The sequence below is a fragment of the Nocardioides sp. Z50_6 genome (assembly GCF_058215755.1).
Genome location: NZ_JBZAJB010000003.1, coordinates 103,795 through 127,195, shown reverse-complemented (window position 1 = coordinate 127,195; position 23,401 = coordinate 103,795). Strand labels below are relative to the sequence as shown.

Below are 23,401 nucleotides of genomic sequence, written 5' to 3'. Positions count from 1 at the left end.
CGCCGCGTGCCCGGCCTAGAGGTCGACCTCCTCGTGGTCGGCGTCGAGGGTGTCGCCGGTCATCTTCGCCTTGACGAACGAGACCACGGTGGCAACCCGGCCTCCCGGCGCCGCCCAGTACTCCGCCGAGACGCCGGCGACCTTCAGCACGCGCAGCCGAGGGTCGTCCGGCCCCTCGGGGAACCACGCCTGCGAGGCGGCGCTCCAGAACTCCTCGATCCGCGACCGGTCCTCCAGCAGCTCGGCACGTCCGGCCACCGACAGCCACGCCCCGCTCTCGGCGAAGGCCACGTTGACCTCGGCGGCGGTCGCGAGGTCGCGAGCCAGCTCGGTGTCGGCGGCCGCGAGGAACCAGATGGCTGCCTGGTCGTCGACCAGCTGCGGCGTCATCGGCCGGGAGTGCAGCTGGCCGTCCGCGCTGCGGCTGGTCACCATGGCGATCCGGGCCTTCCGGGCGATCTCGAGCACCCGCTCCCGGTCGGTGTCCTGGTCGCTCATCGTCGGCTCCTCTGGTCAGCTGGGCTCTCCGCCTCGTCCCCGAGCCGTACCCGGCCCGCTAGGTTCGGAACCATGAGCGTCCCCTGGATCGATCCCGCACACGTCGACCTCATGCTCGACGAGTGCCAGACCTGGGCCGTCGTCGGCCTCTCCGGCGACCCCTCGCGCACGGCGTACTCGATCGCCGCGCTGCTCCAGCAGCGCGGCAAGCGCATCGTGCCCGTCCACCCCGACGCCCCCGTCGTGCTGGGCGAGCAGGGCTACGCCTCGCTGGCCGAGGTGCCCTTCGAGATCGACGTGGTCGACGTCTTCCGGCGTTCGGAGGCGGCCGGGCGGTTCGCCGACGAGGCCGTGCAGGTGGGCGCCAGGGGCGTCTGGTTCCAGCTCGGCGTCGTCGACCACGACGCCTTCGAGCGCACCACCCGGGCCGGCGTCCCCATGGTGATGGACGCCTGCCCGGCCATCGAGTGGCGGGCCCGCGGGTGACCGCGGGCCGGGCTCAGCGCCCGAAGGGGAGCAGCGACCGCACCCGGGCGTGGGCCAGCGCGGCCCGCGCCGCGTTGTTGCCGCAGGCGCCGTGGACGCCGCCGCCGGGGTGCGCGGAGGCCGAGGCGAGGTAGAGCCCCTTCACCGGTGTCTCGGCCCGCCCCAGGCCCGGCACCGGGCGGAAGACCAGCTGCTGGTGCAGCTGGGCCGTCCCCCCGCCGAGCGCCCCGCCGATGAGGTTGGCGTTGCGGGCCTCCATCTCGTGCGGGCCGAGGACCCGGCGCGCGACCACCAGGTCGGCGAAGCCCGGGGCGAGCTCCTCGAGCTGGGCCTGCATCCGGTCGGCGAAGCGCTCGTTCTCGTCGTGGTCCCACCGCCCGGTCAGGCCGTCCTCCCCCGCGTCGGAGGTGACGTCCTGCGGCACGTGCGTGTAGGCCCAGAAGGACTCGGTCCCGGCGGGCGACCGGGTCGGGTCGGTGGTGGTCATCTGACCGGTGAGCATGAACGGTCGGGCCGGCACGGCCCCGGTCTGGACCTGCGTCAGCGCCCGGGTCATCTCCTCCACCGAGGAGGCCACGTGGACCGTGCCCGGGGCGTGCTCGGGCTCGGTGCGCCACGGGATCGGCCCCGACAGCGCCCAGTCGACCTTGACGGTCCCCGGGTCCAGCTGGAAGCCCCGCATCCTCCGGTGGACCCGCTCGGGCAGGTGCTCGGGCGCGACCAGCCGGCCGTAGAGGTGCGGGGCGGCGACGTCGGCCAGCACCGCCCTGGCCGGGTGCCGCGTCCCGTCGAGGGTCTCCACGCCCACCGTGCGTCCGTCCTCGACCAGCACCCGGGAGACCTCCGCCGAGACCAGGGTCGTGCCGCCACGGGAGGTGAAGCGCCGGTGCAGCGCCTCGGCGAGCTTCGCGGCCCCGCCCTCCGGCACCGGGAAGCCGACCGTCTGGCCCATCATCGACATCATCAGGGCCATCAGCCCCGACCCCGGGGCGTCCAGCGGGATGTCGGCGTGCCCGGCGTTGCCGGTGAGCAGCAGCTGCGCCCCCGCCCCGCCGAACCGTCCACGGGCCAGGTCGAGCGCCGGGGTGAGCAGCGTCCGCACCATCTCCAGCCCCCCGACGCGGGGCAGTCGCGCCGCGAGACCGACGCCCGCCCTGACCGGCGGGAAGGGGGAGAGCAGTCCGTCGACGAGCCGGTCGCCGACGGTGTCCCACTCCCGGCACAGCGCCAGCCAGGCGGCGCCGTCACCGGGCGAGAACGCCTCGAGGCTGCGCGCGGTCACCTCCCTGTCCCGGTGCAGCAGCGCCCAGCGGTCCCCCACCAGGTGCCCCAGCACGGCCGGGGCGTGCCGCCAGGTCAGCCCGTGCTCCTCGAGCCCGAAGGAGCGGATCGTCGGCGAGACCCCCGCCAAGGGGTAGAAGGCGCTGAAGGTGTCGTGCACGAAGTCGTCGTGCACGTCGGTGTCGCTGCGTACCGCGCCGCCGATCGTGGGCTGGGCCTCCAGCAGCAGCACCTGCCAGCCGGCGTCCACCAGCCGGTTGGCCGCCACCAGCCCGTTGGGGCCGGCACCGACGACCACGGCGTCCCAGCCCCGGCCGGCTGGGAGCGTCGGTGCCACCTCAGATCCGCTCATGGGGGCAGGCTAGCGGCGGCGCTCGGCCAGGTAGGCCAGGCGGCGCAGCGACTCGGTGTTGCGCCAGACCAGGGCGGGCTGGCGCACGGCCGAGGGCACCAGCGCGGCGGGTCCGCTGCGGGCGTCCTCGCGCATCACCACCTCGGTGGCCGGCCCGGAGGTCCCGGTGGCCGGGAGCAGCTCGATCTCCACCATCGCGTCACCCGCCGGCCAGGCGCGCGCCTTGAGCAGCAGGCGGCGCCCCTCCTCGCACTCCACCACCTCGGTGCTGTCGTCGATGAGCAGCGGCCAGCTGCCCACGGAGTGGTGGAGCTGCGTGCCCGCGGCCGGCCAGCCGTCGTCGACCTCGCGCATCCGGGACGCGCCGACCACCCAGAGGGGGTAGAGCCACCCGTCGCACAGCACCCGCCACACCTGCTCGGGCGGCGCCTCGAGGACCCGCCGGTTCTCGCTCACGGTCGGGTCACCGGGAGGACTCGTTGGACTCTTCGGGGATCCCGTGGCGCGGCGGCGCGTCCGGTCCCTGCGTCCCCTCCTGGGCCCGGTCGTCGCCGGCGGAGTGGTCGGGGGCGCCGGCCACCGAGTCGCCCGGCGAGACCTCCCCCGCCTCGGCCATCGAGCTGACCTCGGAGACCTGGCCCTCGGACTGGCCCTCGGACCGGTCGGCAGGCTTGGCTCCCGACTCGGCCTCGGTGCTGTCGTCCTCGCCGGAGCGGGGCTTGTCGTCGTGGTTGGCATCCATGACCCCTGCGTACCCCGTGCACCCCCCGGGCCATTCGTGCCCCCGCCAGGAGCGTCGCCCTCAGGTCGCTCGCGGCCTCGCCACGGCGCTCACCGTGGCACCGGCTCCCCGGGCCGCGGCTCCCACCACCGCCTCCAGGGGGCCGCGCCGCCCCAGCGCCACCAGCACCGCCCCGGCACCGGCCAGGACCAGCACGTGCCACCGGAAGCTGTCCGGACCGTCGGCGGGCCAGAGCCACTCCGAGCGCATCGCCACGTGGAGCGCATAGAGGGTCAGCGTCGCGGTGCCGGCGCCGAAGAGCACCGCCACCCCCCGGCGCCCGGCGGCCGGCAGCCGCTCCACCACCAGCAGCGCCAGCCCGATCACCAGCAGGGCGCAGCCGATCGTGTGGAGCAGGTCGAAGGGGGTGGCGCTGTGCGGCGCCCGCACCAGCAGCCACTGCCAGGCGCCCGTCGGCGTGGTGCCGAACATGCCGCCCGCGACCTGGTCGAGCAGCGCCTCGCGGGAGGCCGGCTCCGGGCCCAGCGCCGACGGCTCGGCCAGCAGCGCCTCGACCACGTCGCCGCGCCGGGTGGCCAGGTCGGAGGCCACCCACGCCACCACGGCGGCCACCGCGCCCGCGCCCGCGACGCCCGCGGCCACCCGGGCCCGGGCGAGGTCCAGGCGACCGACGCCCATCCCCACCAGCAGGTAGGCGATCCAGGGCAGCACCGGGTAGTAGCCGGTGAGCACCAGCTCGCCGAGCAGCTGCCCGGGGTCGGCCAGCTGCTCGAACGACGGGCTCGCCCACCCGCGCTGGGGCAGCGCGGGCCGCAGCAGGTGGGAGAGGACCGGCGTTGCCACGACCCAGACGGCCGCCCACCCGAAGAGCGCCCGCGAGCTCAGCCCCAGGAAGGGCAGCGCGCAGACGAACAGGAGGCCGTAGTAGGTCAGGATCACCGCGATCCCGCTGTCCAGCTCGGCCAGCACGAGGCCGACCAGGGCCATCAGCCCCGCCCGGACCACCAGGCTCGCCGCCGCCGACGCCCACGCGGCGCCCCGCGGCGGCCGCCGGCGGCCGGTGACCAGGGCGATGCTCACCCCCGCCAGCACGGCGAAGAGCGCCGAGGCTCGACCTCCCGCGAGCTCCTGGGCGAGGGCGAGGTCGCCGTCCGGCGTCCGCGGCTCGAGCACGTGCGTGGCCACCATGCCCAGCAGGGCGAGGCAGCGCGCCACGTCGAGTCCGACGAGGCGGGACACGGCCGTCAGAAGCCGGCGCGGGGCTTGTCGCCGCGGGCTGCCTCGTGGACCGCCCGGCCGCGGGTCATCGCCTCCTCGCGCAGCGCCGCCTGGAAGTCGACCATCCGCTGCCTGAGCACCGGGTCACCGGCCGCCAGCATCCGCACGGCGAGGAGACCGGCGTTGCGGGCGTTGCCCACCGCCACCGTCGCCACCGGGACGCCGGCCGGCATCTGCACGATGGAGAGCAGCGAGTCCATCCCGTCGAGGTAGCGCAGCGCGACCGGCACCCCGATCACCGGCAGCGGCGTCAGGGAGGCCAGCATCCCGGGCAGGTGGGCCGCCCCGCCCGCGCCGGCCACGATGACCGAGAGACCGCGCTCCACGGCACCCCGGCCGTAGGCCACCATCTCCTCGGGCATGCGGTGGGCGGAGACCACCTCCACGTCGCGGGCGACGCCGAACTCGTCGAGGGCGAGCGCGGCCGCCTCCATCACCGGCCAGTCCGAGGCCGAGCCCATCACGATGCCGACCCGGGGGGTCACGGCGCCCTTCTCGTCCACGCTCTGCTCGTCCACGCTCTGCTCACTCACTCTCGTCTCCCAGCTCTCCGGCGAACCACGCGGCGGCGTGGCGGGCGCGTTCCAGGCAGTCCTCCAGGTCGTCCCCGAAGGCGTTGACGTGGCCGACCTTGCGACCCGGCCGCCAGTCCTTGCCGTAGAGGTGGACCCGCAGCCGCGGGTCCCGGGCCAGCGCGTGGTTGAGGCCGTCGTAGAGCCGGCCCGCGTCCTGGGGGCCGCCCAGGATGTTGACCATCACCGTCCACCGCTCCCGGGGCTCCGGGGAGCCCAGCGGCAGGTCCATCACCGCCCGCAGGTGGTTCTCGAACTGCGAGGTGACCGCGCCGTCCTGGGTCCAGTGGCCGGTGTTGTGGGGACGCATCGCCAGCTCGTTGACCAGGATCCGGCCGTCGGTGGTCTCGAAGAGCTCGACGGCGAGGATGCCGGTGACGTCCAGGGCCCCGGCGACGGTCAGCGCCACCTGCTGGGCGCGGCCGGCGAGCTCGGGGTCGAGGTCGGGGGCCGGCGCGACGACCTCCTTGCAGACGCCGTCGACCTGGGTGGAGGCCACCACCGGGTAGGCGGCGGCCTGGCCGCTGGGCGAGCGGGCGACCAGCGCGGAGAGCTCGCGGCGGAAGTCCACGAGCTCCTCGGCGAGCACCTGGACGCCGGCCCGGTCGGCGGCGTCGAACGCCGCGGCGACGTCCTCGGGGCCGCGCACCACCCACACGCCCTTGCCGTCGTAGCCGCCCCGGGTGGTCTTGAGCACGCAGGGGAAGCCGAAGCCGGCCACGTCCTCGGCGTTCATCACCAGCGCGTGCCGCGGGCTCGGGATCCCGAGCTCGTCGAGCCGGGCCCGCATCACCGCCTTGTCCTGGGCGTGCACCAGGGCGTCGGGGCCGGGGCGGACGGCGAGCCCGTCGGCGGACAGCGCGCGCAGGTGCTCGGTGGGCACGTGCTCGTGGTCGAAGGTGACCACGGCGCAGCCGCGGGTCACCGCGCGGAGGTCGTCGAGGTCGCGGTGGTCGCCGACGAGGTGGTCGACGACGACCTGGGCCGCCGAGACCCCGTCGGCCTCGGCGAGCAGCCGCAGCGGCAGGCCCAGCGCGATCGCGGGCTGGGCCATCATCCGGGCCAGCTGGCCACCACCGATGACGGCGAGGGTCGGAGCGAGCGGGGTCGGCACGGGCAGCACCCTAGCCCGAGGCGCTGCGCCCCTCCGGGCGGACGTCCGCGGAGGCGTCCTGGCCGGTCTCGAAGCGGAGCCCCCGGCCCCGGACCGTGGTGATCAGCCGCGGGTTCCGGCTGTCGTCGCCCAGCTTGCGGCGGACCCACCCCAGGTGGACGTCGATGGTCTTCGAGGAGGTGTAGAAGGTGGCCCCCCACACCTGCTGCATCAGCTCCTGCCGAGTCACCAGGCAGCCGGCGCGCGAGATCAGCGCATGGAGCAGGTCGAACTCCATCCGAGAGAGCCTGACCTCCGCACCGGCGCGCGTGACCCGCCGGGCGACGGGGTCTAGGCAGACGTCCTGCACCACGATCACCTCCTGACCGTAGGAAATCCCGGCCCGATCCGCTGGGGATTCGACCAGCTGGTTCCCGGTGGTCCAGACCAGTCGGGATCAGCGGCGGCGGACCGCGAGGGGCTCCACCACGCCGAAGCCGCGCACCGGGCGGGCCGGCAGCCGGCGGGTCTCGAACTCCGAGTCCGGCAGCAGCTCCGCGGTCGCGGCGTCGACGATGATCCGGTTGCGCCGGGCCACCGCGGTCATCCGGGAGGCGAGGTTGACCGGCGGCCCGAAGACGTCGCCCATCCGGGTGACCACCGAGCCGGAGGCCAGGCCGAGCCGCACGTCGGGCATCCGCGGGTCGCGCCCGATCACCGCGATGATCCCCTCGGCGATCTCGAAGGCGCTCACGGCGGTGTCGGTGACGAAGAGGACCGAGTCGCCGATCGACTTGATCACCCGACCCCCCGCGTTGGAGACCACGTCGTGGCAGCGGGCCTCGAAGATCTCCACCAGGTCGCCGATCCGGGTCTGGGTGAGCTTGTTGGAGAGCGCCGTGAAGTGGACGATGTCGGCGAAGCCGACGGTGACGTGGGTCGTGTGCAGGTCCTCGTCGCCGGCCCCGATCGCCTCCATCCGGGAGACGGCGGCGGCCAGGTGGCGCCGCCAGGCGTAGATGATCAGGTCCTCGAAGGCCGGGTTGACCTCGTCGACCAGCCTCATCGCCGAGCCCATCCGGGAGCCGGTGGCGTCCTCCCCCTGCTCGAGCTCCTCGACCCGGCCGGCGAGGGTGGCCACCTCCCAGTCGGCCAGCTTGGACATGGTCTGCCCCAGGGCCCGGGTCAGCGCCACCGCCATGTCGAAGCCGAGGGTCCCGCTGTCGACGGTGGAGAAGAGACGGGAGACGGCCTCGACGTCGGAGCGGGTGAAGATCGCCTCGCCCACCGCCTCGGGGAAGCCGAGCGCCCGCCACAGGCGTCTGACCTGGTCGAGGGTGACGCCGGCCTCGGCGGCCACCTCGACGGCGGTGAACTCCGGGGCACGCCCGAGGATGGTCTCCTCCAGCCGCTCCCGGCTGGGACGCTGTGGGTCGCTCATCTGCGGCTCCTCCGCCTCAGGCACCGTCGTCACGGCGGTCGGAGAGCCGGTGCAGCTCCTCGGCGACCTGGAGCTGGATCTCCTCCACCCGCGGGACGTCGTGCACGTCGACCCGTCCCTGCGCGCTGGCGTCGCTGACGATCAGGGTGCCGCACCCGAAGATCCGGTCGATCACGCCGATCTCGAAGTCCACCCCGCTGATCCGGTTGAGGGGGATGGTCCGCCCCTCCTTGGCGATGATGCCGCTGCGCTTGATGAAGCGACGGTTGGTGAAGGTGTAGGTGGTGGTCAGCCAACGCAGCAGCGGCAGCAGGGTGAGCCAGCCGAACAGCAGCACCGCGGCGACCCCTCCGGCGACCCCCAGCACGGTCGCCACGGTGTCGTTGGCCAGGTCGTTGACCAGGCCGCCCAGCACCACCACCGCCGCGACCAGCACGACCACCGCCAGGACGGGCCCGATGAGGGCCTTGGGGTGGGTCCGGGTCGAGACGACGACGCGCTCGCCGTCGTTCAGGAGCTTGCTGGGAAATGCCATGGCGCGATCATGTCATCCGACGGCTCGGACGTGGACGACATCGCCGGCACTCACCGTCCAGGTCCCGTCGCCGCTGCTGACCACCAGCGCACCGGAGGCGTCGAGGTCCAGTGCCTCCCCCCGTACCACCTCGCCACCGGGCAGGTGCACGTCGACGGTGCGCCCCAGCGTCGCGCACACGTCGGCGTAGGCGGGCCGCAGGGCGGCGGTCTCGGCGAGCAGCGGCTCCAGGGCGTGCAGCGACAGCACCACCTGGACGAGCAGGTCGGAGCGGTCGAAGGTCTCCCCCAGCTCGGCGCAGAGCGAGGTGGCGGTCTCCACCGGGAGCTCGGCAGCGGTCTGGTTGACGTTGATCCCGACCCCCACCACCGCGGCGGGCCCGGTGGGCGTCTCGATCCGCTCCACCAGGATGCCGGCGATCTTGCGCTCCGCGACCAGCACGTCGTTGGGCCACTTGAGTGCCACGTCGGGGAGCCGGTCGGCCAGCGACGCCTGCACGGCGTACCCGGTCAGCAGCGGCACCCACGGCCAGGACTCCGGTCCGATCTCGGGACGCAGCAGCACCGAGAACGTGAGCGCCACCCGGGGCGGGGTGTGCCAGACCCGGTCGAGCCGGCCCCGGCCGGCGCTCTGGTGCTCGGTGACCACGACCAGGCCGGCGGCCTCCCCGGCCCGGGCGCGGTCGGCCACCAGGGCGTTCGTCGAGGGCGTCTCGGCGACCACCTCGACCCGCAGCGGAGGCGGCAGAGCGAGGAAGCGGTCGGGATCGAGTGCTGGGCGCGGTGCGGGTCGCTCGGACATGAGGACTACATTGACCCACACCGCCTGAGAGCACACCCCCCGACCCAGCACAGCCGAGGAGACCTACCGGTGAGCGCCGAAGCAACCAACACCCCCGAGATCGACATCCACACCACGGCGGGCAAGCTGGCCGATCTCGACCGACGGATCGACGAGGCCGTCCACTCCGGGTCGGCGAAGGCCATCGAGAAGCAGCACGCCAAGGGCCGCCAGACCGCCCGCGAGCGCATCGAGATGCTCTTCGACGAGGGGTCGTTCGTCGAGATCGACGAGCTGGCGCGCCACCGCTCCACCGCCTTCGGCCTGGAGAAGACCCGTCCCTACGGCGACGGCGTGGTCACCGGCTATGGCACCATCGACGGCCGCCAGGTCTGCGTCTTCTCCCAGGACTTCACCGTCTTCGGCGGCTCGCTGGGCGAGGTCTACGGCGAGAAGATCACCAAGATCATGGACCTCGCCATCAAGACCGGCAGCCCGATCATCGGCATCAACGAGGGTGCCGGGGCGCGGATCCAGGAGGGCGTGGTCTCGCTCGGCCTCTACGGCGAGATCTTCAAGCGCAACGTGCACGCCTCCGGGGTCATCCCGCAGATCTCGCTCATCATGGGCAACTGCGCCGGCGGCCACGTCTACTCCCCCGCGGTCACCGACTTCACCATCATGGTCGACAAGACCTCGGCCATGTTCATCACCGGCCCGGACGTGATCAAGACCGTCACCGGCGAGGACGTCTCGATGGAGGAGCTGGGCGGCGCCCGGACCCACAACACCAAGTCCGGCAACGCCCACTACATGGCCTCCGACGAGGCCGACGCCCTGGACTACGTCAAGGCGCTGCTCTCCTACCTGCCGCAGAACAACATGGACGAGGCCCCGGTCCACGACGACCCGGCCGACCTCGAGGTCAACGACACCGACCGGGCGCTGGACACCCTGATCCCGGACTCCCCCAACCAGCCCTACGACATGCACGACGTGCTCACCGCCGTGCTCGACGACGAGGAGTTCCTGGAGGTCCAGGAGCTCTTCGCGCCCAACATCATCGTCGGCTTCGGCCGCGTCGAGGGCCGCCCCGTCGGGGTGGTCGCCAACCAGCCGATGCAGTTCGCCGGCACCCTGGACATCGACGCCTCCGAGAAGGCCGCCCGCTTCGTGCGGTTCTGCGACGCCTTCAACCTGCCGGTGCTGACCTTCGTCGACGTGCCCGGCTTCCTGCCCGGCACCGACCAGGAGTGGGACGGCATCATCCGCCGCGGCGCCAAGCTGATCTACGCCTACGCCGAGGCGACGGTCCCGCTGGTCACCACCATCACCCGCAAGGCCTACGGCGGCGCCTACGACGTGATGGGCTCCAAGCACCTCGGAGCCGACATGAACATCGCCTGGCCCACCGCCCAGATCGCGGTGATGGGGGCCCAGGGCGCGGCCAACATCGTCCACCGCAAGACCCTGAAGAAGATCGAGGACGAGGGCGGCGACGTCGAGGCCAAGCGGGCCGAGCTGATCGACGAGTACGAGACCACTCTGGCCAACCCCTACGTCGCCGCCGAGCGCGGCTACATCGACGCGGTGATCCCGCCGCACGAGACCCGGATCGAGATCGTCCGGGCGCTGCGGCTCCTGCGCTCCAAGCGGGAGACCCTGCCGGCCAAGAAGCACGGGAACATCCCGCTCTGATGGCCGACCCGACCCCCGACGTGACCCCCGACCAGGACGCCACCCCGGCACCGGCCGCCCCGGTGCTGCGGGTGGTCAACCCCGACGCCACGCCCGAGGAGGTGGCGGCGCTGGTCGCCGTCCTCTCCGCCATGGGCGGCGTGCCCGTGGCCGCCCGCGAGCGGCCGCAGTGGTCGGCGCCGGCCCGGCTGGTGCGGCGCACCCTGCCGCACGGCCCCGGGGGCTGGCGCAGCAGCGGGCTGCCCCACTGAGCCGGTGAGCTCCCCCACCGTGCCGGCCGCCGGGCCGGCGAGGGCGCTGGTGCTGGGCTCGGCCTCGCCGGCAAGGCTGGACACGCTGCGCCGGGCCGGCATCGAGCCCACCGTGGTCGTCTCCGGCGTCGACGAGGACCAGGTCACCGGGCTCCCGCCGGCCGAGCTGGCCCTGCGCCTGGCCTCGCTGAAGTGCGCGGCGGTGCTGGGTCGGCCCGAGGTGCCCGCCGGGGCGCTGGTGCTCGGGTGCGACTCGGTGCTGGAGCTCGACGGGCGCGCCCTGGGCAAGCCGGGCACCGCGCCCGAGGCCACCGCCCGGTGGCGGGAGATGCGCGGGCGCAGCGGGGTGCTGCACACCGGCCACAGCCTGGCCGACACGGCGACCGGGCGCACCGCCGAGGCGACCGCCAGCACCACGGTGCACTTCGCGGACGTCAGCGACGAGGAGATCGCGGCCTACGTCGCCACCGGCGAGCCGCTCCAGGTGGCGGGCGCCTTCACCGTGGACGGCCTCGGCGGAGCCTTCGTCGCCGGCATCGAGGGCGACCACCACAACGTGGTGGGGGTCAGCCTGCCCCTGCTGCGCGACCTGGCGGCCCGGCTGGGCGTCGCCTGGCCCGCCCTGTGGTCAGGTCTCTGAGACCTGCTCCGGGGCGCTCACCCTCGCCTGGTCGGTGACCGTGAAGCTGCGCGGGAAGACGTACTGGCGCAGCAGCGCGAAGCGCACCAGGGTGCCGGCGAAGAGGCCGAGCACGTTGGCGGCGATGTTGTCCGAGACGGGGTCGTCGAGACCCAGCAGGTTGCGGCTGATCATCAGGAAGCCCATCGGGATGAGCATCGTGACCAGGTTGATCACCACGAAGGCGGTCCGGCCGCCGTCGCCGTGCCGGGTGCTGCGGTTGCGGAAGGCCCAGTCGCGGGTGCCCCGGAAGCTCACCAGCATCCCGACCACGTTGGCCAGGAAGTAGGCGAGCTGGGGCTGGTCGTTGAGCGGCGCCTCGGAGCCGGTGGTGAACCCGTGCACCAGGCCGTTGAAGATCACCAGGGCCACGGTGGTGGCGACCGCCCCCACCACGAGGAACCTCGTGGCGTCGGCGGCGACCCGCCTCTTCCCGCGTGGCATGGGAGAAAGGCTAACCCGCGGGCGCCCGGGCTCACTCCACCGGGAGGCCGAGTCCGCGGGCGATCAGCATCCGCTGCACCTCCGAGGTGCCCTCGCCGATCTCCAGGACCTTGGCGTCGCGGTAGAGACGCGCCACCGGGTACTCCTCCATGAAGCCGTAGCCGCCGAAGACCTGAGTGGCGATCCGGGTGGCGCTGACCGCCGACTCGGTGGAGTAGAGCTTGGCCACCGCCGCCGCCTGCTTGAACTGCGCCGTGGTCACCGCGGCGCCCGCGTCCATCGCGTCCTTCATCGCCGCCGCGCGGTAGGTGAGCAGCCGGCTGGCGTCGAGCATCACCTGCAGGTCCGCGACCTGGAAGGCCAACCCCTGCTTGCGGCCGATCGGACCGCCGAAGGTCTGGCGCTCCCCGGCGTAGGCCAGGCTCAGGTCGAGGCAGGCCTGGATGCAGCCGACGGCGAGGGCGGCGATCGCCACCCGGCCGTCGTCGAGGGTGGCCAGGAACTGGGCGTAGCCGCGGCCCCGCTCGCCCAGCAGGTTGGCCTCGGGGACCCGGGCGTCCTCGAAGGAGAGGGGGTGGGTGTCGGAGGCGTGCCAGCCGAGCTTGTCGTAGCCCTTCTCCGCGGTGAAGCCCGGCGTCCCGGCCGGCACCATGATCGTGGAGATCTCGGGGCGCCCGTCGGGGCGCTGTCCGGTCCGGGCGGTGACGGTGACCACGCTGGTGATCTCCGAGCCCGAGTTGGTGATGAACTGCTTGGCGCCGTTGACCACCCACTGGCCGTCGACCAGCTCGGCCCGCGTCCGGGTGGCCCCGGCGTCGGAGCCCGCGCCGGGCTCGGTGAGGCCGAACCCGGCCAGGCGCCGCCCGGCCACCAGGTCGGGGAGCCACTGCTCGCGCTGCTCGGCACTGCCGTAGGTGAGGATCGGGTTGATGCCCAGGCCGACGGCGGCCTCGAGGGTGATGCCCATCGACTGGTCGACCCGGCCGATCTCCTCGATCGCCAGGCAGAGGCTGGTGAAGCCGCCGTCCTCCCCCGCCATGCCGGCGCCGCCGAACTCCTCCGGCGCGGTGAGGCCCATCAGGCCCAGCTGCCCCATCTTCTGGACCACGTCGGTCGGGAAGTGGTGGTCGCGGTCCCACTGCGCGGCGTACGGCGCGATCTCGGCCTCGGCGAAGTCGCGGACGCTGCGACGGAACTCTTCGTGCTCACGGGACAGTTCGAACGACATGGCCGCGATGCTACCGGCGAAGTTAACGTTTGTTAACCACCTCCGGGAGATCCGCTCCCCGCCCTCCCCGACCTCCGGCGTGTCCGTGGCACAGACCCCCACGGCCGCCGGGGGCGACGACAGGTAATCTGCGGGGGTCCCACCGCCCTCGTCATGTGTGTCAGGAGCCCGGAGTGAGCTTGAAGAAGGTCCTCATCGCCAACCGCGGCGAGATCGCCGTCCGTGTGATCCGCGCCTGCAAGGACGCCGGCATCGGCAGCGTGGCGGTCTACGCGGAGCCCGACCGCGACGCCCTCTTCGTGCGCCTCGCCGACGAGGCGCACTCCCTGGACGGCGCCACCCCGGCCGACTCCTACCTGGACATCGAGAAGATCGTCGCGGTGGCCAAGAAGTCCGGCGCCGACTCGGTCCACCCCGGCTACGGCTTCCTGGCCGAGAACGCCCAGTTCGCCCAGGCCGTCCTCGACGCCGGCCTGATCTGGATCGGCCCCTCCCCCGAGGCGATCGACGCGCTGGGTGACAAGGCCAAGGCCAAGCACATCGCGCAGAAGGCCAACGCGCCGCTCGCCCCCGGCACCAAGGACCCGGTCAAGGACGCCGACGAGGTCGTCGCCCTGGCCAAGGAGTACGGCCTGCCCGTCGCCATCAAGGCGGTCTACGGCGGTGGCGGCCGGGGTCTCAAGGTCGCCCGCACGCTCGAGGAGATCCCCGAACTCTTCGAGTCGGCGGTCCGCGAGGCCGTCGGCGCCTTCGGCCGCGGCGAGTGCCTGGTCGAGAAGTTCCTCGACCGCCCCCGCCACGTCGAGACCCAGTGCCTGGCCGACCAGCACGGCAACGTGGTCGTCGTCTCGACCCGCGACTGCTCGCTGCAGCGTCGCCACCAGAAGGTCGTGGAGGAGGCCCCGGCCCCCTTCCTCACCGACGACCAGGTCAAGCGCCTCTACGAGTCGTCGAAGGCGATCCTCAAGGAGGCCGGCTACGTCGGCGCCGGGACGTGCGAGTTCCTGGTCGCGGCCGACGGCACCATCTCCTTCCTCGAGGTCAACACCCGCCTCCAGGTCGAGCACTGCGTCTCCGAGGAGGTCACCGGCATCGACCTGGTCCGTGAGATGTTCCGGATCGCCGCCGGCGAGGAGCTCGGCTACGACGACCCCGAGATCAAGGGCCACGCGATCGAGTTCCGGATCAACGCCGAGGACGCCGGCCGCAACTTCATGCCCGCCCCGGGGACCCTCACCGAGTGGGCGCCGCCGAGCGGCCCCGGCGTCCGCCTGGACTCCGGCTACGAGAAGGGCGAGACCATCCCGGGCGCCTTCGACTCGCTGGTCGCCAAGCTCATCGTCTCCGGCCGCGACCGGACCGAGGCCATCGGCCGCTCCAAGCGCGCGCTGAGCGAGTTCCGCGTCGACGGCATGCCGACGATCATCCCGTTCTTCACCCGTGTTCTCGACGAGCCGGCCTACGTCGGGGCGTCCAACCCCTCCGGCGAGGGCTCGTTCGGCGTCTACACCACGTGGATCGAGACCGAGTTCGTCAACGACATCGAGCCCTACGCCGGCGACAGCGCCGAGGCCGAGGAGGCCGGTGAGCGCCAGAAGGTGACCGTCGAGGTCGGCGGCCGCCGCCTCGAGGTCGTGCTGCCCGCCGGGCTGGCCGGGCTCGGCGGTGGCGCCGCGGCCGGGGCCGCCAAGAAGCCCAAGCGCAGCGGTGGCAAGAAGGCCGCCGCGGCCGCCTCGGGTGACTCCGTCGCCAGCCCGATGCAGGGCACCATCGTCAAGATCGCGGTCGAGGAGGGCCAGGAGGTCGCCGAGGGCGACGTCGTGGTGGTCATCGAGGCGATGAAGATGGAGCAGCCGCTCAAGGCCCACAAGGCGGGCACCGTCACCGGCCTGGCCGCCGAGGTTGGGGCGACCGTGACCAGCGGCGCGGTCATCTGCGAGCTGAAGGACTGACCCGGGCGGACCCCGCGGTCCGACCAGCCCAGCCGCCCGCGGTGCCTACCAGGCGCCGCGGGCGCTGCGTGTGGTGACCTCGAAGGTGAACCAGCTCGAGCGCAGGCCCAGCGCGCTGCGCACCTGGTCCCCGGTGACCTCGACCTGTCCGGCGCTGCCGACCAGCGTCATGGAGACCACCCGGCCACCCCACTCACCGTTGCCGTCGCGGCCGGTGACGGCGATCTGCTGCAGGTCGCCGATGCTCGGCCACGCCGTCTCGATCCCTTCGTCGCCCAGCGTCACCTCCCACACGTGGTTGGGGTTGCCCGCCCAGCCGTCGTAGGGGTCCGCCTGGGCGGCCAGGTAGGGACGCGACCCCGCCGAGCTCCACCCTCCGTTGCTGGAGGCGAACTGGGTGAACGCCGGGGCTCCGTCGACGGTCAGCACCTGGCCGGCCGTGGCCTGGACCGCGGCGGTGGCCAAGGGGTGCTCGGCCGACTTCCCGCCGTACACCTGGCAGGCGGTGGTGTCGCAGATCTGGTAGTGCCGGGCGAGGGGCTCGGCCCGCTCGAAGGCCGCGTAGGTCCGGGCGGCCACCGACTGGGCGCGGACCGCCTCGGCGCTCCACGAGGCCGGGATCTCCAGCGGGACCACGCCCCGCAGGTAGTTCTCCAGCGAGACCACGTTGACGGTGTCGCGCTCCCGGCTGCCGGGTGTGGGGGTGGCGGCGCGGAGCTTGCCGCGGTAGGTCGTCGAGCCGCCGGGGGTGACCAGGGTCAGGCCGCCCGGAGCGGCGAGCTCGCCGTCGCCGGCCAGCACCTTCCACCGGCGCCAGGCGCCGCGGTCGCGCCACTCGACCACGGCCCTGTTGCGGGCGTTCGTGGTCAGCCGCCACTGGCGGGCCCGACCCTCCGGCAGGCGCCACCGCTGCTTGGACGCGAGGTCCTTGACGGTGATGCCGGGACGGGCGTCGACCACGACGTCGTCGGTGGTGTCGGCGGTGAGGTGCACCCGGACCTTGCCGTCGGCGGCGCCCCACTGGGTGCCGGGGTAGTAGAACTCGACGATCTGCTGGTAGGTCAGGCCGGCGCGAGCGGCACCCTCGGCGCCGTACTGCGACATGCCGTGCCCGTGCCCGTAGCCGCGCCCGATGATCCGCACCGACGAGGAGCCCAGGACCGACCAGGACTCGGTGGCGGCCACCGGAGGGGCCGGTGCGGGGTCGTCTGCGCCGGCGCCGGAGGCGAGCGGCACCAGGACCAGGGCGGCCGCGAGCGCGACGGCTCGGGCGGCGCGCTTGCGGCGCGGAGCAGGACGCGGGCCAGGACGCATGAGGCGGGTACACCTTCTCGGGATCCGGGACCCGGGGGCCCCTGTGACAGCAGTGAACTCGCAGGGAAACACACCGCTGGTCGGGGCACAAACGGAACTGGGGAACTACCGCGCTGTAGTTCCCCGGCGGCGCCCTGGCTCCTCCTGCTTCCCGGCGGGGACCACGCTCGACACCCGGACCCGGGGCCATACGCGGGGCCCCGGGTCCGGGTACCGTCCTGACATGTTCAACAAGGTGCTGGTGGCCAATCGCGGCGAGATCGCGATCCGCGCCTTCCGGGCGGCCCACGAGGTCGGCGCCCGGACGGTGGCGGTCTTCCCCTACGAGGACCGATGGTCCGAGCACCGGCTGCGCGCCGACGAGGCCTACGAGATCGGCGAGCGCGGCCACCCGGTCCGGGCCTACCTCGACCCGCACGCCATCGTCGAGGCGGCGCTGAGGTCCGGCGCCGACGCGGTCTACCCGGGCTACGGCTTCCTGTCCGAGAACCCGCAGCTGGCCGAGGCCTGCGCCGACGCCGGGCTCACCTTCGTCGGCCCGACCGCCGAGGTGCTCACCCTCACCGGCAACAAGTCCCGCGCGATCGCGGCCGCTCGGGCCGCCGGCGTGCCCACCCTGTCCGGCACCACCCCGTCGGCCGACGTCGAGGAGCTCCTGGCCGCCGCCGAGTCGATCCCCTACCCGCTGTTCGTCAAGGCGGTGGCCGGCGGCGGGGGCCGGGGCATGCGCCGGGTCGACGACCCCGCACAGCTGCGCGCGGCGATCGAGGCCTGCATGCGCGAGGCCGAGGGCGCCTTCGGGGACGGCACCGTCTTCGTGGAGCAGGCCGTGGTCGACCCCCGCCACATCGAGGTCCAGGTCCTCGCCGACGGCGAGGGCGGCGTGATGCACCTCTTCGAGCGCGACTGCTCGGTGCAGCGCCGGCACCAGAAGGTCGTCGAGATCGCGCCCGCGCCCCACCTCGACCCCGCGGTGCGCGAGCGGATGTGCGCCGACGCCGTCCGCTTCGCCCGCGACATCGGCTACCGCAACGCCGGCACCGTGGAGTTCCTGCTCAACCCCGACGGCGACTACGTCTTCATCGAGATGAACCCCCGCATCCAGGTCGAGCACACGGTGACCGAGGAGGTCACCGACGTCGACCTGGTCCAGTCCCAGCTGCGGATCGCGGCCGGCGCGACCCTGGTCGACCTCGGCCTCAGCCAGGAGACCCTGGTCCTGCGCGGCGCCGCGCTGCAGTGCCGGATCACCACCGAGGACCCGGCCAACGACTTCCGCCCCGACACCGGCAAGATCACCACCTACCGCTCCCCCGGCGGGGCGGGGGTGCGCCTGGACGGCGGCACCACCTACACCGGCGCCGAGGTCAGCGCCCACTTCGACTCCCTGCTGGCCAAGCTCACCTGCCGCGGCCGGACCCACGAGCTGGCGGTGCAGAAGGCGCGGCGGGCGCTCGCGGAGTTCCGGATCCGCGGCGTGACCACCAACCTCGCCTTCCTCGAGGCGGTGCTGGCCGACCCCGACTTCGCCGCCGGGCGGGTGACCACCTCCTTCATCGAGGACCACCCCCACCTGCTGGCCACCAAGGCCGACCCCGACCTGGGCACCGCACTCCTCGCCCACCTGGCCGACGTGACCGTCAACCAGCCCTACGGCCCCTCCCCGATCGAGATCGACCCCGCGGCCAAGCTGCCCCCGGTCGACCTGAGCGTCCCGGCTCCCGACGGCACCCGCCAGCGGCTGCTCGCCGTGGGCCCCGAGGCGTTCGCCGCCGAGCTGCGGGCCGCCACCTCGGTGGCGGTCACCGACACCACCTTCCGCGACGCCCACCAGTCCCTGCTCGCCACGCGGGTCCGGACCCGCGACCTGGTCCAGGTCGCCGGCCACGTCGCCCGGCTCACCCCCTCGCTGTGGTCGGTCGAGGCGTGGGGCGGGGCCACCTACGACGTGGCCCTGCGCTTCCTGGGCGAGGACCCCTGGGAGCGGCTGGCCGCGATGCGCCAGGCGCTGCCCAACGTGTGCCTCCAGATGCTGCTGCGCGGCCGCAACACGGTGGGCTACACGCCGTACCCGACCGAGGTCACCGACGCCTTCGTCGCCGAGGCGGCCCGCACGGGTCTCGACGTCTTCCGCATCTTCGACGCGCTCAACGACGTCGAGCAGATGCGGCCCGCCATCGACGCCGTCCGGGCCACCGGCACCACCGTGGCCGAGGTGGCGCTCTGCTACACCGGGGACCTCTCCTCCCCCGGCGAGCGGCTCTACACCCTCGACTACTACCTGCGGCTGGCGGAGCGGATCGTGGAGGCCGGCGCCCACGTGCTGGCGATCAAGGACATGGCCGGGCTGCTGCGCGCGCCGGCGGCCCGGACGCTGGTGACCGCGCTCCGCGAGCGCTTCGACCTCCCGGTGCACCTGCACACCCACGACACCCCCGGAGGGCAGCTGGGGACCCTGCTGGCCGCCATCGACGCCGGGGTGGACGCCGTGGACGCCGCTGCGGCCCCGATGGCCGGCACCACCTCCCAGCCGCCCCTCTCGGCCCTCGTCTCGGCGACCGACCACTCCGAGCGGGAGACCGGTCTCTCCCTGGAGGCGGTGTGCAGCCTCGAGCCCTACTGGGAGGCCACCCGCCGGCTCTACGCGCCCTTCGAGTCGGGGCTGCCCTCGCCGACCGGCCGGGTCTACACCCACGAGATCCCCGGCGGCCAGCTCTCCAACCTGCGCCAGCAGGCCATCGCGCTCGGTCTCGGCGAGAAGTTCGAGCAGATCGAGGACATGTACGCCGCCGCCAACGACATCCTGGGCAACGTGGTCAAGGTGACCCCCTCCTCCAAGGTGGTCGGCGACCTGGCCCTGCACCTGGTGGCCGTGGGGGCCGACGCGGCCGAGTTCGCCGAGGACCCGGGCCGGTTCGACATCCCCGACTCGGTGATCGGCTTCCTGCACGGCGAGCTCGGCGATCCTCCCGGCGGCTGGCCCGAGCCGTTCCGCACCAAGGCGCTGGCGGGGCGCAGCTGGCGCCGGCCCGACGAGACGCTCAGCGACGAGCAGCGCGCCAGCCTGGCCGAGCACCCCCGCGAGACCCTCAACGAGCTGCTGTTCCCGGGCCCCACCGCCGACTTCCGCAAGGCCCGGACCGTCTCCGGCGACCTGACGGTGCTGCCCACCCGCGGCTGGCTCTACGGGCTCGAGCAGGGCGAGGAGCTCCAGGTCGACCTCGGCCAGGGCAAGCAGGTCCTCTTCGGCCTCCAGGCCATCGGCGACCCCGACGAGCGCGGCTACCGGACCGTGATGGCCACCCTGCACGGCCAGCTGCGCCCGGTCAGCGTCCGCGACCGCAGCGTCTCCTCCGACGTCGCGGCCACCGAGAAGGCCGACCCCGCCCAGCCCGGCCAGGTGGCGGCGCCGTTCCAGGGCGCGGTCACCGTGCTGGTCTCCGAGGGCGACCAGGTCGCCGCGGGCGACACGGTGGCCACCATCGAGGCGATGAAGATGGAGGCGGCGATCACCGCGCCCTCCGCGGGCCGGGTGGCGCGGGTGGCCGTCGGCGGGACCCGCCAGGTCGAGGGCGGCGACCTGCTGCTCGTGCTGGAGTGAGACCGCGGGGCCCGGGCGGCCGCCTCACTCCCAGGAGCCCCGCCGGCCCTGCTTGACGTCGCCGCGGCGCTTCTTGGCCGTCAGCCGGCGCTCCACCGACCCGCGGGTGGGCCGGGTGCGTCGCCGGGGCCGGGGCGGCTCGACCGCCTCGGTCACCAGCTCGACCAGCCGCGCCCTCGCCGCCTCCCGGTTGCGGTGCTGTGAGCGGTACTGCGAGGAGGCCACGGTCAGCGTCCCGTCGACCAGCCGGCCGCGCAGCCGCTGCGCGGCGAGCTCCTTCTGCACCGGCGTGAGGGCGCTGGTCGCGGTCAGCGACCACATCAGCTCCGCCCGGGTGTCGCTGGTGTTGACGTGCTGACCGCCCGGGCCCGACGACCGGGAGAACCGCCACGTCAGCTCGCTGTCGTCGATGACGACCCGTCCCGGGCGACCCATGGGCCCAGTATGCGTCCCAGACCGGAGCACCCGGCAGGGACGGTCCCCCGCATTGCATAGTGTGGCCACATGAAGGCCTTGCTCCTGGAGAACATCCACCCCCGCGCCGTCGAGGCGCTCGAGCGCCGCGGCCTCGAGGTCGAGCTGCTGCCCGGCTCCCTCACCGAGTCCGAGCTCGTCCGGGCCCTCGACGGCGTCTCGCTGCTCGGCATCCGCTCCAACACCAAGGTCGGCGCCGCCGTCCTCGACGCGGCTCCCGACCTGATCGCGATCGGCTGCTTCTGCATCGGCACCAACCAGGTCGACCTGGCCGCGGCGGCCCAGCGAGGCGTGGCGGTCTTCAACGCCCCCTACTCCAACACCCGCAGCGTCGTCGAGCTGGTGATCGGCGAGATCATCGCGCTCGCCCGCCGCCTGCCGGAGAAGATCCAGCGGATGCACGACGGCGTCTGGGACAAGTCGGCCCGCGGCAGCCACGAGGTGCGCGGGCGCACCCTCGGCATCGTCGGCTACGGCAACATCGGCACCCAGCTCTCCAACCTCGCCGAGGCGCTGGGGCTGCGCGTGGTCTTCTTCGACACCGCCGACCGCCCCGCCCACGGCAACGCCCAGCGGATGCACACCCTGGAGGAGCTGCTCGCCGTCGCCGATGTCGTCAGCCTCCACATCGACGGCCGGCCCGGCAACGAGGGGTTCTTCGGCGCCCGCCAGTTCGCCGCGATGAAGCCGCGCTCGCTCTTCATCAACGCCTCGCGCGGCATGGTCGTCGATGACCTCGCGCTGCGCGACCACCTGCTCTCCGGCCACATCGCCGGCGCCGCCCTCGACGTCTTCCCGGTCGAGCCCAAGGCGCAGGGCGACAAGTTCGAGTCGGTGCTGCGCGGCCTCGACAACGTCATCCTCACCCCGCACGTCGGCGGCTCCACCCAGGAGGCGCAGGAGGAGATCGGCTGGTTCGTGGCCGGCAAGCTGCTCGGCTTCGCCTTCGAGGGCAGCACCTCCCTCTCGGTCAACCTGCCCCAGGTGCAGCCGCCGCAGCACGACGGCCACCGGATCGGCATCCTGCACCACAACGTGCCCGGGGTGCTGGCCGGCTTCAACACGCTGCTGGCCGCCGAGGGCGACAACATCACCGGCCAGCAGCTCGCCACCCACGGGGCGCTGGGCTACGTGGTCACCGACGCCGCCGACGCCCTCTCGCCGGCGTCGCTGGAGGAGCTGCGCAACTCCGAGCACACCGTGTGGGTCCGCACCTGGTGAACCCCCGCAGCGGGTCCGCCCGGGTCGGACCCGCGTCCGCCCGGGTCGGACCCGCGTCCGTCCGGGTCAGACCCGGTGCAGCCGCCGGGCAGCCTCCGCGAGCGACCCGCTCATGGAGGGATAGACGGTGAAGGCCTGGGCGAGCTGGTCGGCGGTCAGCGACTCGCTCACCGCGAGGGAGACGGCGTGGATCAGCTCGCTGGCGCGGGGGCCGACCACCACCCCGCCCACCACGATGCCCGTGCCGGGACGGCAGAAGAGCTTGACGAAGCCGTCCTTGACGCCCTGCATCTTGGCGCGCGCGTTGCCCGCCAGCGGCAGGGTCACCACCTCGGCGTCGATCTCGCCGTTGTCCACGGCCTGCTGCGACCAGCCGACGGTCGCGATCTCGGGCGCGGTGAAGACGTTGGAGGAGACCTTCTTCAGATCCAGCGGGGCCACCGCGTCGCCGAGGAAGTGCCACATGGCGATCCGGCCCTGCATGGCCGCGACCGAGGCGAGCATCAGCACGCCGGTGCAGTCCCCGGCGGCGTAGACGCCGCGGGCGGCGGTCCGCGAGACCCGGTCGACCCGGATGAAGCCGCCCTCGTCGAGCCGCACCCCCGCCTCCTCCAGGCCGAGCCCGGCGGTCTTGGGGACCGAGCCGAGCGCCAGCACGCAGTGGGAGGCCTCGACGGTGCGCCCGTCGGTGAGGGTGACGGTGACCTTGTCGCCCTCCCGGGTGACCGACTCCATCCGGGACTTGGAGAGCACGTTCATGCCGCGGCGCACCGCCACCTCCTCCAGCACCGCGGAGGCGTCCGCGTCCTCGCCGGGCAGCACCCGGTCGCGGGAGGAGACCAGGGTGACGGGGATGCCGAGGGCGAGGTAGGCGGAGGCGAACTCGGCCCCGGTCACCCCGGACCCGACCACGACCAGGCTCTCGGGGACCTCGGTGAGGTCGTAGACCTGCTCCCAGGTCAGGATCCGCTCACCGTCGGGCTGGGCGCTCGGGAGCGTGCGCGGCGCCGCGCCGGTGGCGACCAGGATCGCGTCGGTGTCGATCGTCTCGGTCCCGCCGTCGGCGAGGTCGACGACCACCTGCTGCGGGCCGGCCAGCCGGCCGTGGCCGCGCACCACCCGGACGCCGTCGCGCTCGAGGCGTCGCTGGATGTCCGCCGACTGCTCGGCGGCCAGCGCCTTGACCCGGGCGTTGACCCGGCCCAGGTCGACGACCACCCGCGCCGCGGAGTCGCCCTCGAGGTCGGTGAGGCTCACCCCGAGCTCCGATGCGGTGGTCAGCTCGGTCATCACCTCGGCGGTGGCGATCAGCGTCTTGGACGGCACGCAGTCGGTGAGCACCGCGGAGCCGCCGATCCCGTCGCTGTCCACCACGGTGACCGCGGCACCCAGCTGGGCGGCGACGTGGGCGGCCTCGTAGCCGCCGGGGCCTCCCCCGATGATGACGACCCGGTCGGTGGACGGGTTTCGGGTGGCCATGA

At 73.5% G+C, this 23,401-nt stretch carries 23 protein-coding genes; 7 read left to right on the top strand and 16 right to left on the bottom strand.

Annotated features, from left to right (window positions below; all coding sequences use genetic code 11):
• Positions 1 to 15 precede the first annotated feature (15 nt).
• Entirely contained in the window at positions 16 to 498 is a 483-nt protein-coding gene (locus tag AC4BGE_RS09625; protein ID WP_490569268.1) for a pyridoxamine 5'-phosphate oxidase family protein, read from the bottom strand.
• Between the two features lie 72 nt (positions 499 to 570).
• On the opposite strand from AC4BGE_RS09625, the gene AC4BGE_RS09620 reads away from it, so the two are divergent.
• A complete protein-coding gene (locus AC4BGE_RS09620; protein WP_490569269.1) occupies positions 571 to 984 on the top strand; it encodes a CoA-binding protein in 414 nt (137 codons plus the stop codon).
• 13 nt (positions 985 to 997) lie between these two features.
• On the opposite strand, the gene AC4BGE_RS09615 is transcribed toward AC4BGE_RS09620, so the two are convergent.
• From AC4BGE_RS09615 to AC4BGE_RS09570, 10 genes are all read right to left on the bottom strand, one after another.
• Complete coding sequence (locus tag AC4BGE_RS09615; RefSeq protein ID WP_490569270.1) at positions 998 to 2,617, bottom strand: phytoene desaturase family protein; 1,620 nt, start codon at positions 2,615 to 2,617, stop codon at positions 998 to 1,000.
• A gap of 9 nt (positions 2,618 to 2,626) precedes the next feature.
• Complete coding sequence (locus AC4BGE_RS09610; protein ID WP_490575132.1) at positions 2,627 to 3,073, bottom strand: SRPBCC family protein; 447 nt, start codon at positions 3,071 to 3,073, stop codon at positions 2,627 to 2,629.
• 7 nt (positions 3,074 to 3,080) lie between these two features.
• The gene (locus AC4BGE_RS09605; RefSeq protein ID WP_490575131.1) at positions 3,081 to 3,359 is read right to left on the bottom strand and encodes a hypothetical protein; all 279 of its coding nucleotides are present in this window, start codon (positions 3,357 to 3,359) and stop codon (positions 3,081 to 3,083) included.
• A gap of 60 nt (positions 3,360 to 3,419) precedes the next feature.
• A complete protein-coding gene (locus AC4BGE_RS09600; protein WP_490575130.1) occupies positions 3,420 to 4,598 on the bottom strand; it encodes a heparan-alpha-glucosaminide N-acetyltransferase domain-containing protein in 1,179 nt (392 codons plus the stop codon).
• 5 nt (positions 4,599 to 4,603) lie between these two features.
• Positions 4,604 to 5,098 (bottom strand): 5-(carboxyamino)imidazole ribonucleotide mutase, encoded by a 495-nt coding sequence (gene purE / locus AC4BGE_RS09595; protein ID WP_490575284.1) that lies wholly within the window; start codon positions 5,096 to 5,098, stop codon positions 4,604 to 4,606.
• A 64-nt stretch (positions 5,099 to 5,162) separates the two neighbouring features.
• The gene (locus tag AC4BGE_RS09590; RefSeq protein ID WP_490575129.1) at positions 5,163 to 6,323 is read right to left on the bottom strand and encodes a 5-(carboxyamino)imidazole ribonucleotide synthase; all 1,161 of its coding nucleotides are present in this window, start codon (positions 6,321 to 6,323) and stop codon (positions 5,163 to 5,165) included.
• A 10-nt stretch (positions 6,324 to 6,333) separates the two neighbouring features.
• Positions 6,334 to 6,600, bottom strand: a complete 267-nt coding sequence (locus tag AC4BGE_RS09585; protein WP_490569275.1) for a winged helix-turn-helix domain-containing protein — start codon at positions 6,598 to 6,600, stop codon at positions 6,334 to 6,336.
• Positions 6,601 to 6,759: 159 nt separating this feature from the next.
• Positions 6,760 to 7,743 (bottom strand): adenylate/guanylate cyclase domain-containing protein, encoded by a 984-nt coding sequence (locus tag AC4BGE_RS09580; RefSeq protein ID WP_490569276.1) that lies wholly within the window; start codon positions 7,741 to 7,743, stop codon positions 6,760 to 6,762.
• Positions 7,744 to 7,759: 16 nt separating this feature from the next.
• Positions 7,760 to 8,278 (bottom strand): PH domain-containing protein, encoded by a 519-nt coding sequence (locus AC4BGE_RS09575; protein ID WP_490569277.1) that lies wholly within the window; start codon positions 8,276 to 8,278, stop codon positions 7,760 to 7,762.
• A 12-nt stretch (positions 8,279 to 8,290) separates the two neighbouring features.
• Positions 8,291 to 9,079, bottom strand: coding sequence for a biotin--[acetyl-CoA-carboxylase] ligase (locus tag AC4BGE_RS09570; protein ID WP_490575128.1), 789 nt, complete (start codon positions 9,077 to 9,079; stop codon positions 8,291 to 8,293).
• A 69-nt stretch (positions 9,080 to 9,148) separates the two neighbouring features.
• Between AC4BGE_RS09570 and AC4BGE_RS09565 the strand changes: the two genes are divergently transcribed.
• Genes AC4BGE_RS09565 through AC4BGE_RS09555 form a run of 3 tightly spaced genes read left to right on the top strand, consistent with a single transcriptional unit; the run spans position 9,149 to position 11,647 of the window.
• Positions 9,149 to 10,756 carry an acyl-CoA carboxylase subunit beta gene (locus AC4BGE_RS09565; RefSeq protein WP_490569279.1) on the top strand — a complete coding sequence of 536 codons (1,608 nt, stop codon included), beginning with the start codon at positions 9,149 to 9,151 and terminating at the stop codon, positions 10,754 to 10,756.
• Positions 10,756 to 11,007: an acyl-CoA carboxylase subunit epsilon gene (locus AC4BGE_RS09560; protein ID WP_490575127.1), complete on the top strand. Its 252-nt coding sequence runs from the start codon at positions 10,756 to 10,758 to the stop codon at positions 11,005 to 11,007. The genes AC4BGE_RS09565 and AC4BGE_RS09560 overlap by 1 nt, the downstream gene beginning before the upstream one ends.
• A 4-nt stretch (positions 11,008 to 11,011) precedes the next feature.
• Positions 11,012 to 11,647, top strand: a complete 636-nt coding sequence (locus tag AC4BGE_RS09555) for a Maf family protein (RefSeq protein WP_490569281.1) — start codon at positions 11,012 to 11,014, stop codon at positions 11,645 to 11,647.
• On the opposite strand, the gene AC4BGE_RS09550 is transcribed toward AC4BGE_RS09555, so the two are convergent.
• Both AC4BGE_RS09550 and AC4BGE_RS09545 read right to left on the bottom strand, forming a co-directional pair.
• Positions 11,636 to 12,130, bottom strand: coding sequence for a GtrA family protein (locus AC4BGE_RS09550; protein ID WP_490569282.1), 495 nt, complete (start codon positions 12,128 to 12,130; stop codon positions 11,636 to 11,638). The two genes, AC4BGE_RS09555 and AC4BGE_RS09550, sit on opposite strands and share 12 nt — an antisense overlap.
• 31 nt (positions 12,131 to 12,161) lie before the next feature.
• Complete coding sequence (locus AC4BGE_RS09545) at positions 12,162 to 13,358, bottom strand: acyl-CoA dehydrogenase family protein (RefSeq protein WP_490575126.1); 1,197 nt, start codon at positions 13,356 to 13,358, stop codon at positions 12,162 to 12,164.
• 173 nt (positions 13,359 to 13,531) lie between these two features.
• On the opposite strand from AC4BGE_RS09545, the gene AC4BGE_RS09540 reads away from it, so the two are divergent.
• Positions 13,532 to 15,310 carry an acetyl/propionyl/methylcrotonyl-CoA carboxylase subunit alpha gene (locus AC4BGE_RS09540; RefSeq protein WP_490575125.1) on the top strand — a complete coding sequence of 593 codons (1,779 nt, stop codon included), beginning with the start codon at positions 13,532 to 13,534 and terminating at the stop codon, positions 15,308 to 15,310.
• Positions 15,311 to 15,355: 45 nt separating this feature from the next.
• On the opposite strand, the gene AC4BGE_RS09535 is transcribed toward AC4BGE_RS09540, so the two are convergent.
• Positions 15,356 to 16,624 carry a SpoIID/LytB domain-containing protein gene (locus AC4BGE_RS09535; protein ID WP_490575124.1) on the bottom strand — a complete coding sequence of 423 codons (1,269 nt, stop codon included), beginning with the start codon at positions 16,622 to 16,624 and terminating at the stop codon, positions 15,356 to 15,358.
• Positions 16,625 to 16,847: 223 nt separating this feature from the next.
• On the opposite strand from AC4BGE_RS09535, the gene AC4BGE_RS09530 reads away from it, so the two are divergent.
• Entirely contained in the window at positions 16,848 to 20,225 is a 3,378-nt protein-coding gene (locus AC4BGE_RS09530) for a pyruvate carboxylase (RefSeq protein WP_490575123.1), read from the top strand.
• Positions 20,226 to 20,249: 24 nt separating this feature from the next.
• Here AC4BGE_RS09530 and arfB read toward each other — a convergent pair whose 3' ends face one another.
• Positions 20,250 to 20,660: an alternative ribosome rescue aminoacyl-tRNA hydrolase ArfB gene (gene arfB / locus AC4BGE_RS09525; RefSeq protein WP_490569287.1), complete on the bottom strand. Its 411-nt coding sequence runs from the start codon at positions 20,658 to 20,660 to the stop codon at positions 20,250 to 20,252.
• 69 nt (positions 20,661 to 20,729) lie between these two features.
• On the opposite strand from arfB, the gene serA reads away from it, so the two are divergent.
• Complete coding sequence (serA, locus tag AC4BGE_RS09520; protein WP_490575122.1) at positions 20,730 to 21,920, top strand: phosphoglycerate dehydrogenase; 1,191 nt, start codon at positions 20,730 to 20,732, stop codon at positions 21,918 to 21,920.
• Between the two features lie 66 nt (positions 21,921 to 21,986).
• Here serA and AC4BGE_RS09515 read toward each other — a convergent pair whose 3' ends face one another.
• A complete protein-coding gene (locus tag AC4BGE_RS09515; RefSeq protein WP_490575121.1) occupies positions 21,987 to 23,399 on the bottom strand; it encodes an NAD(P)H-quinone dehydrogenase in 1,413 nt (470 codons plus the stop codon).
• Between the last annotated feature and the right edge of the window lie 2 nt (positions 23,400 to 23,401).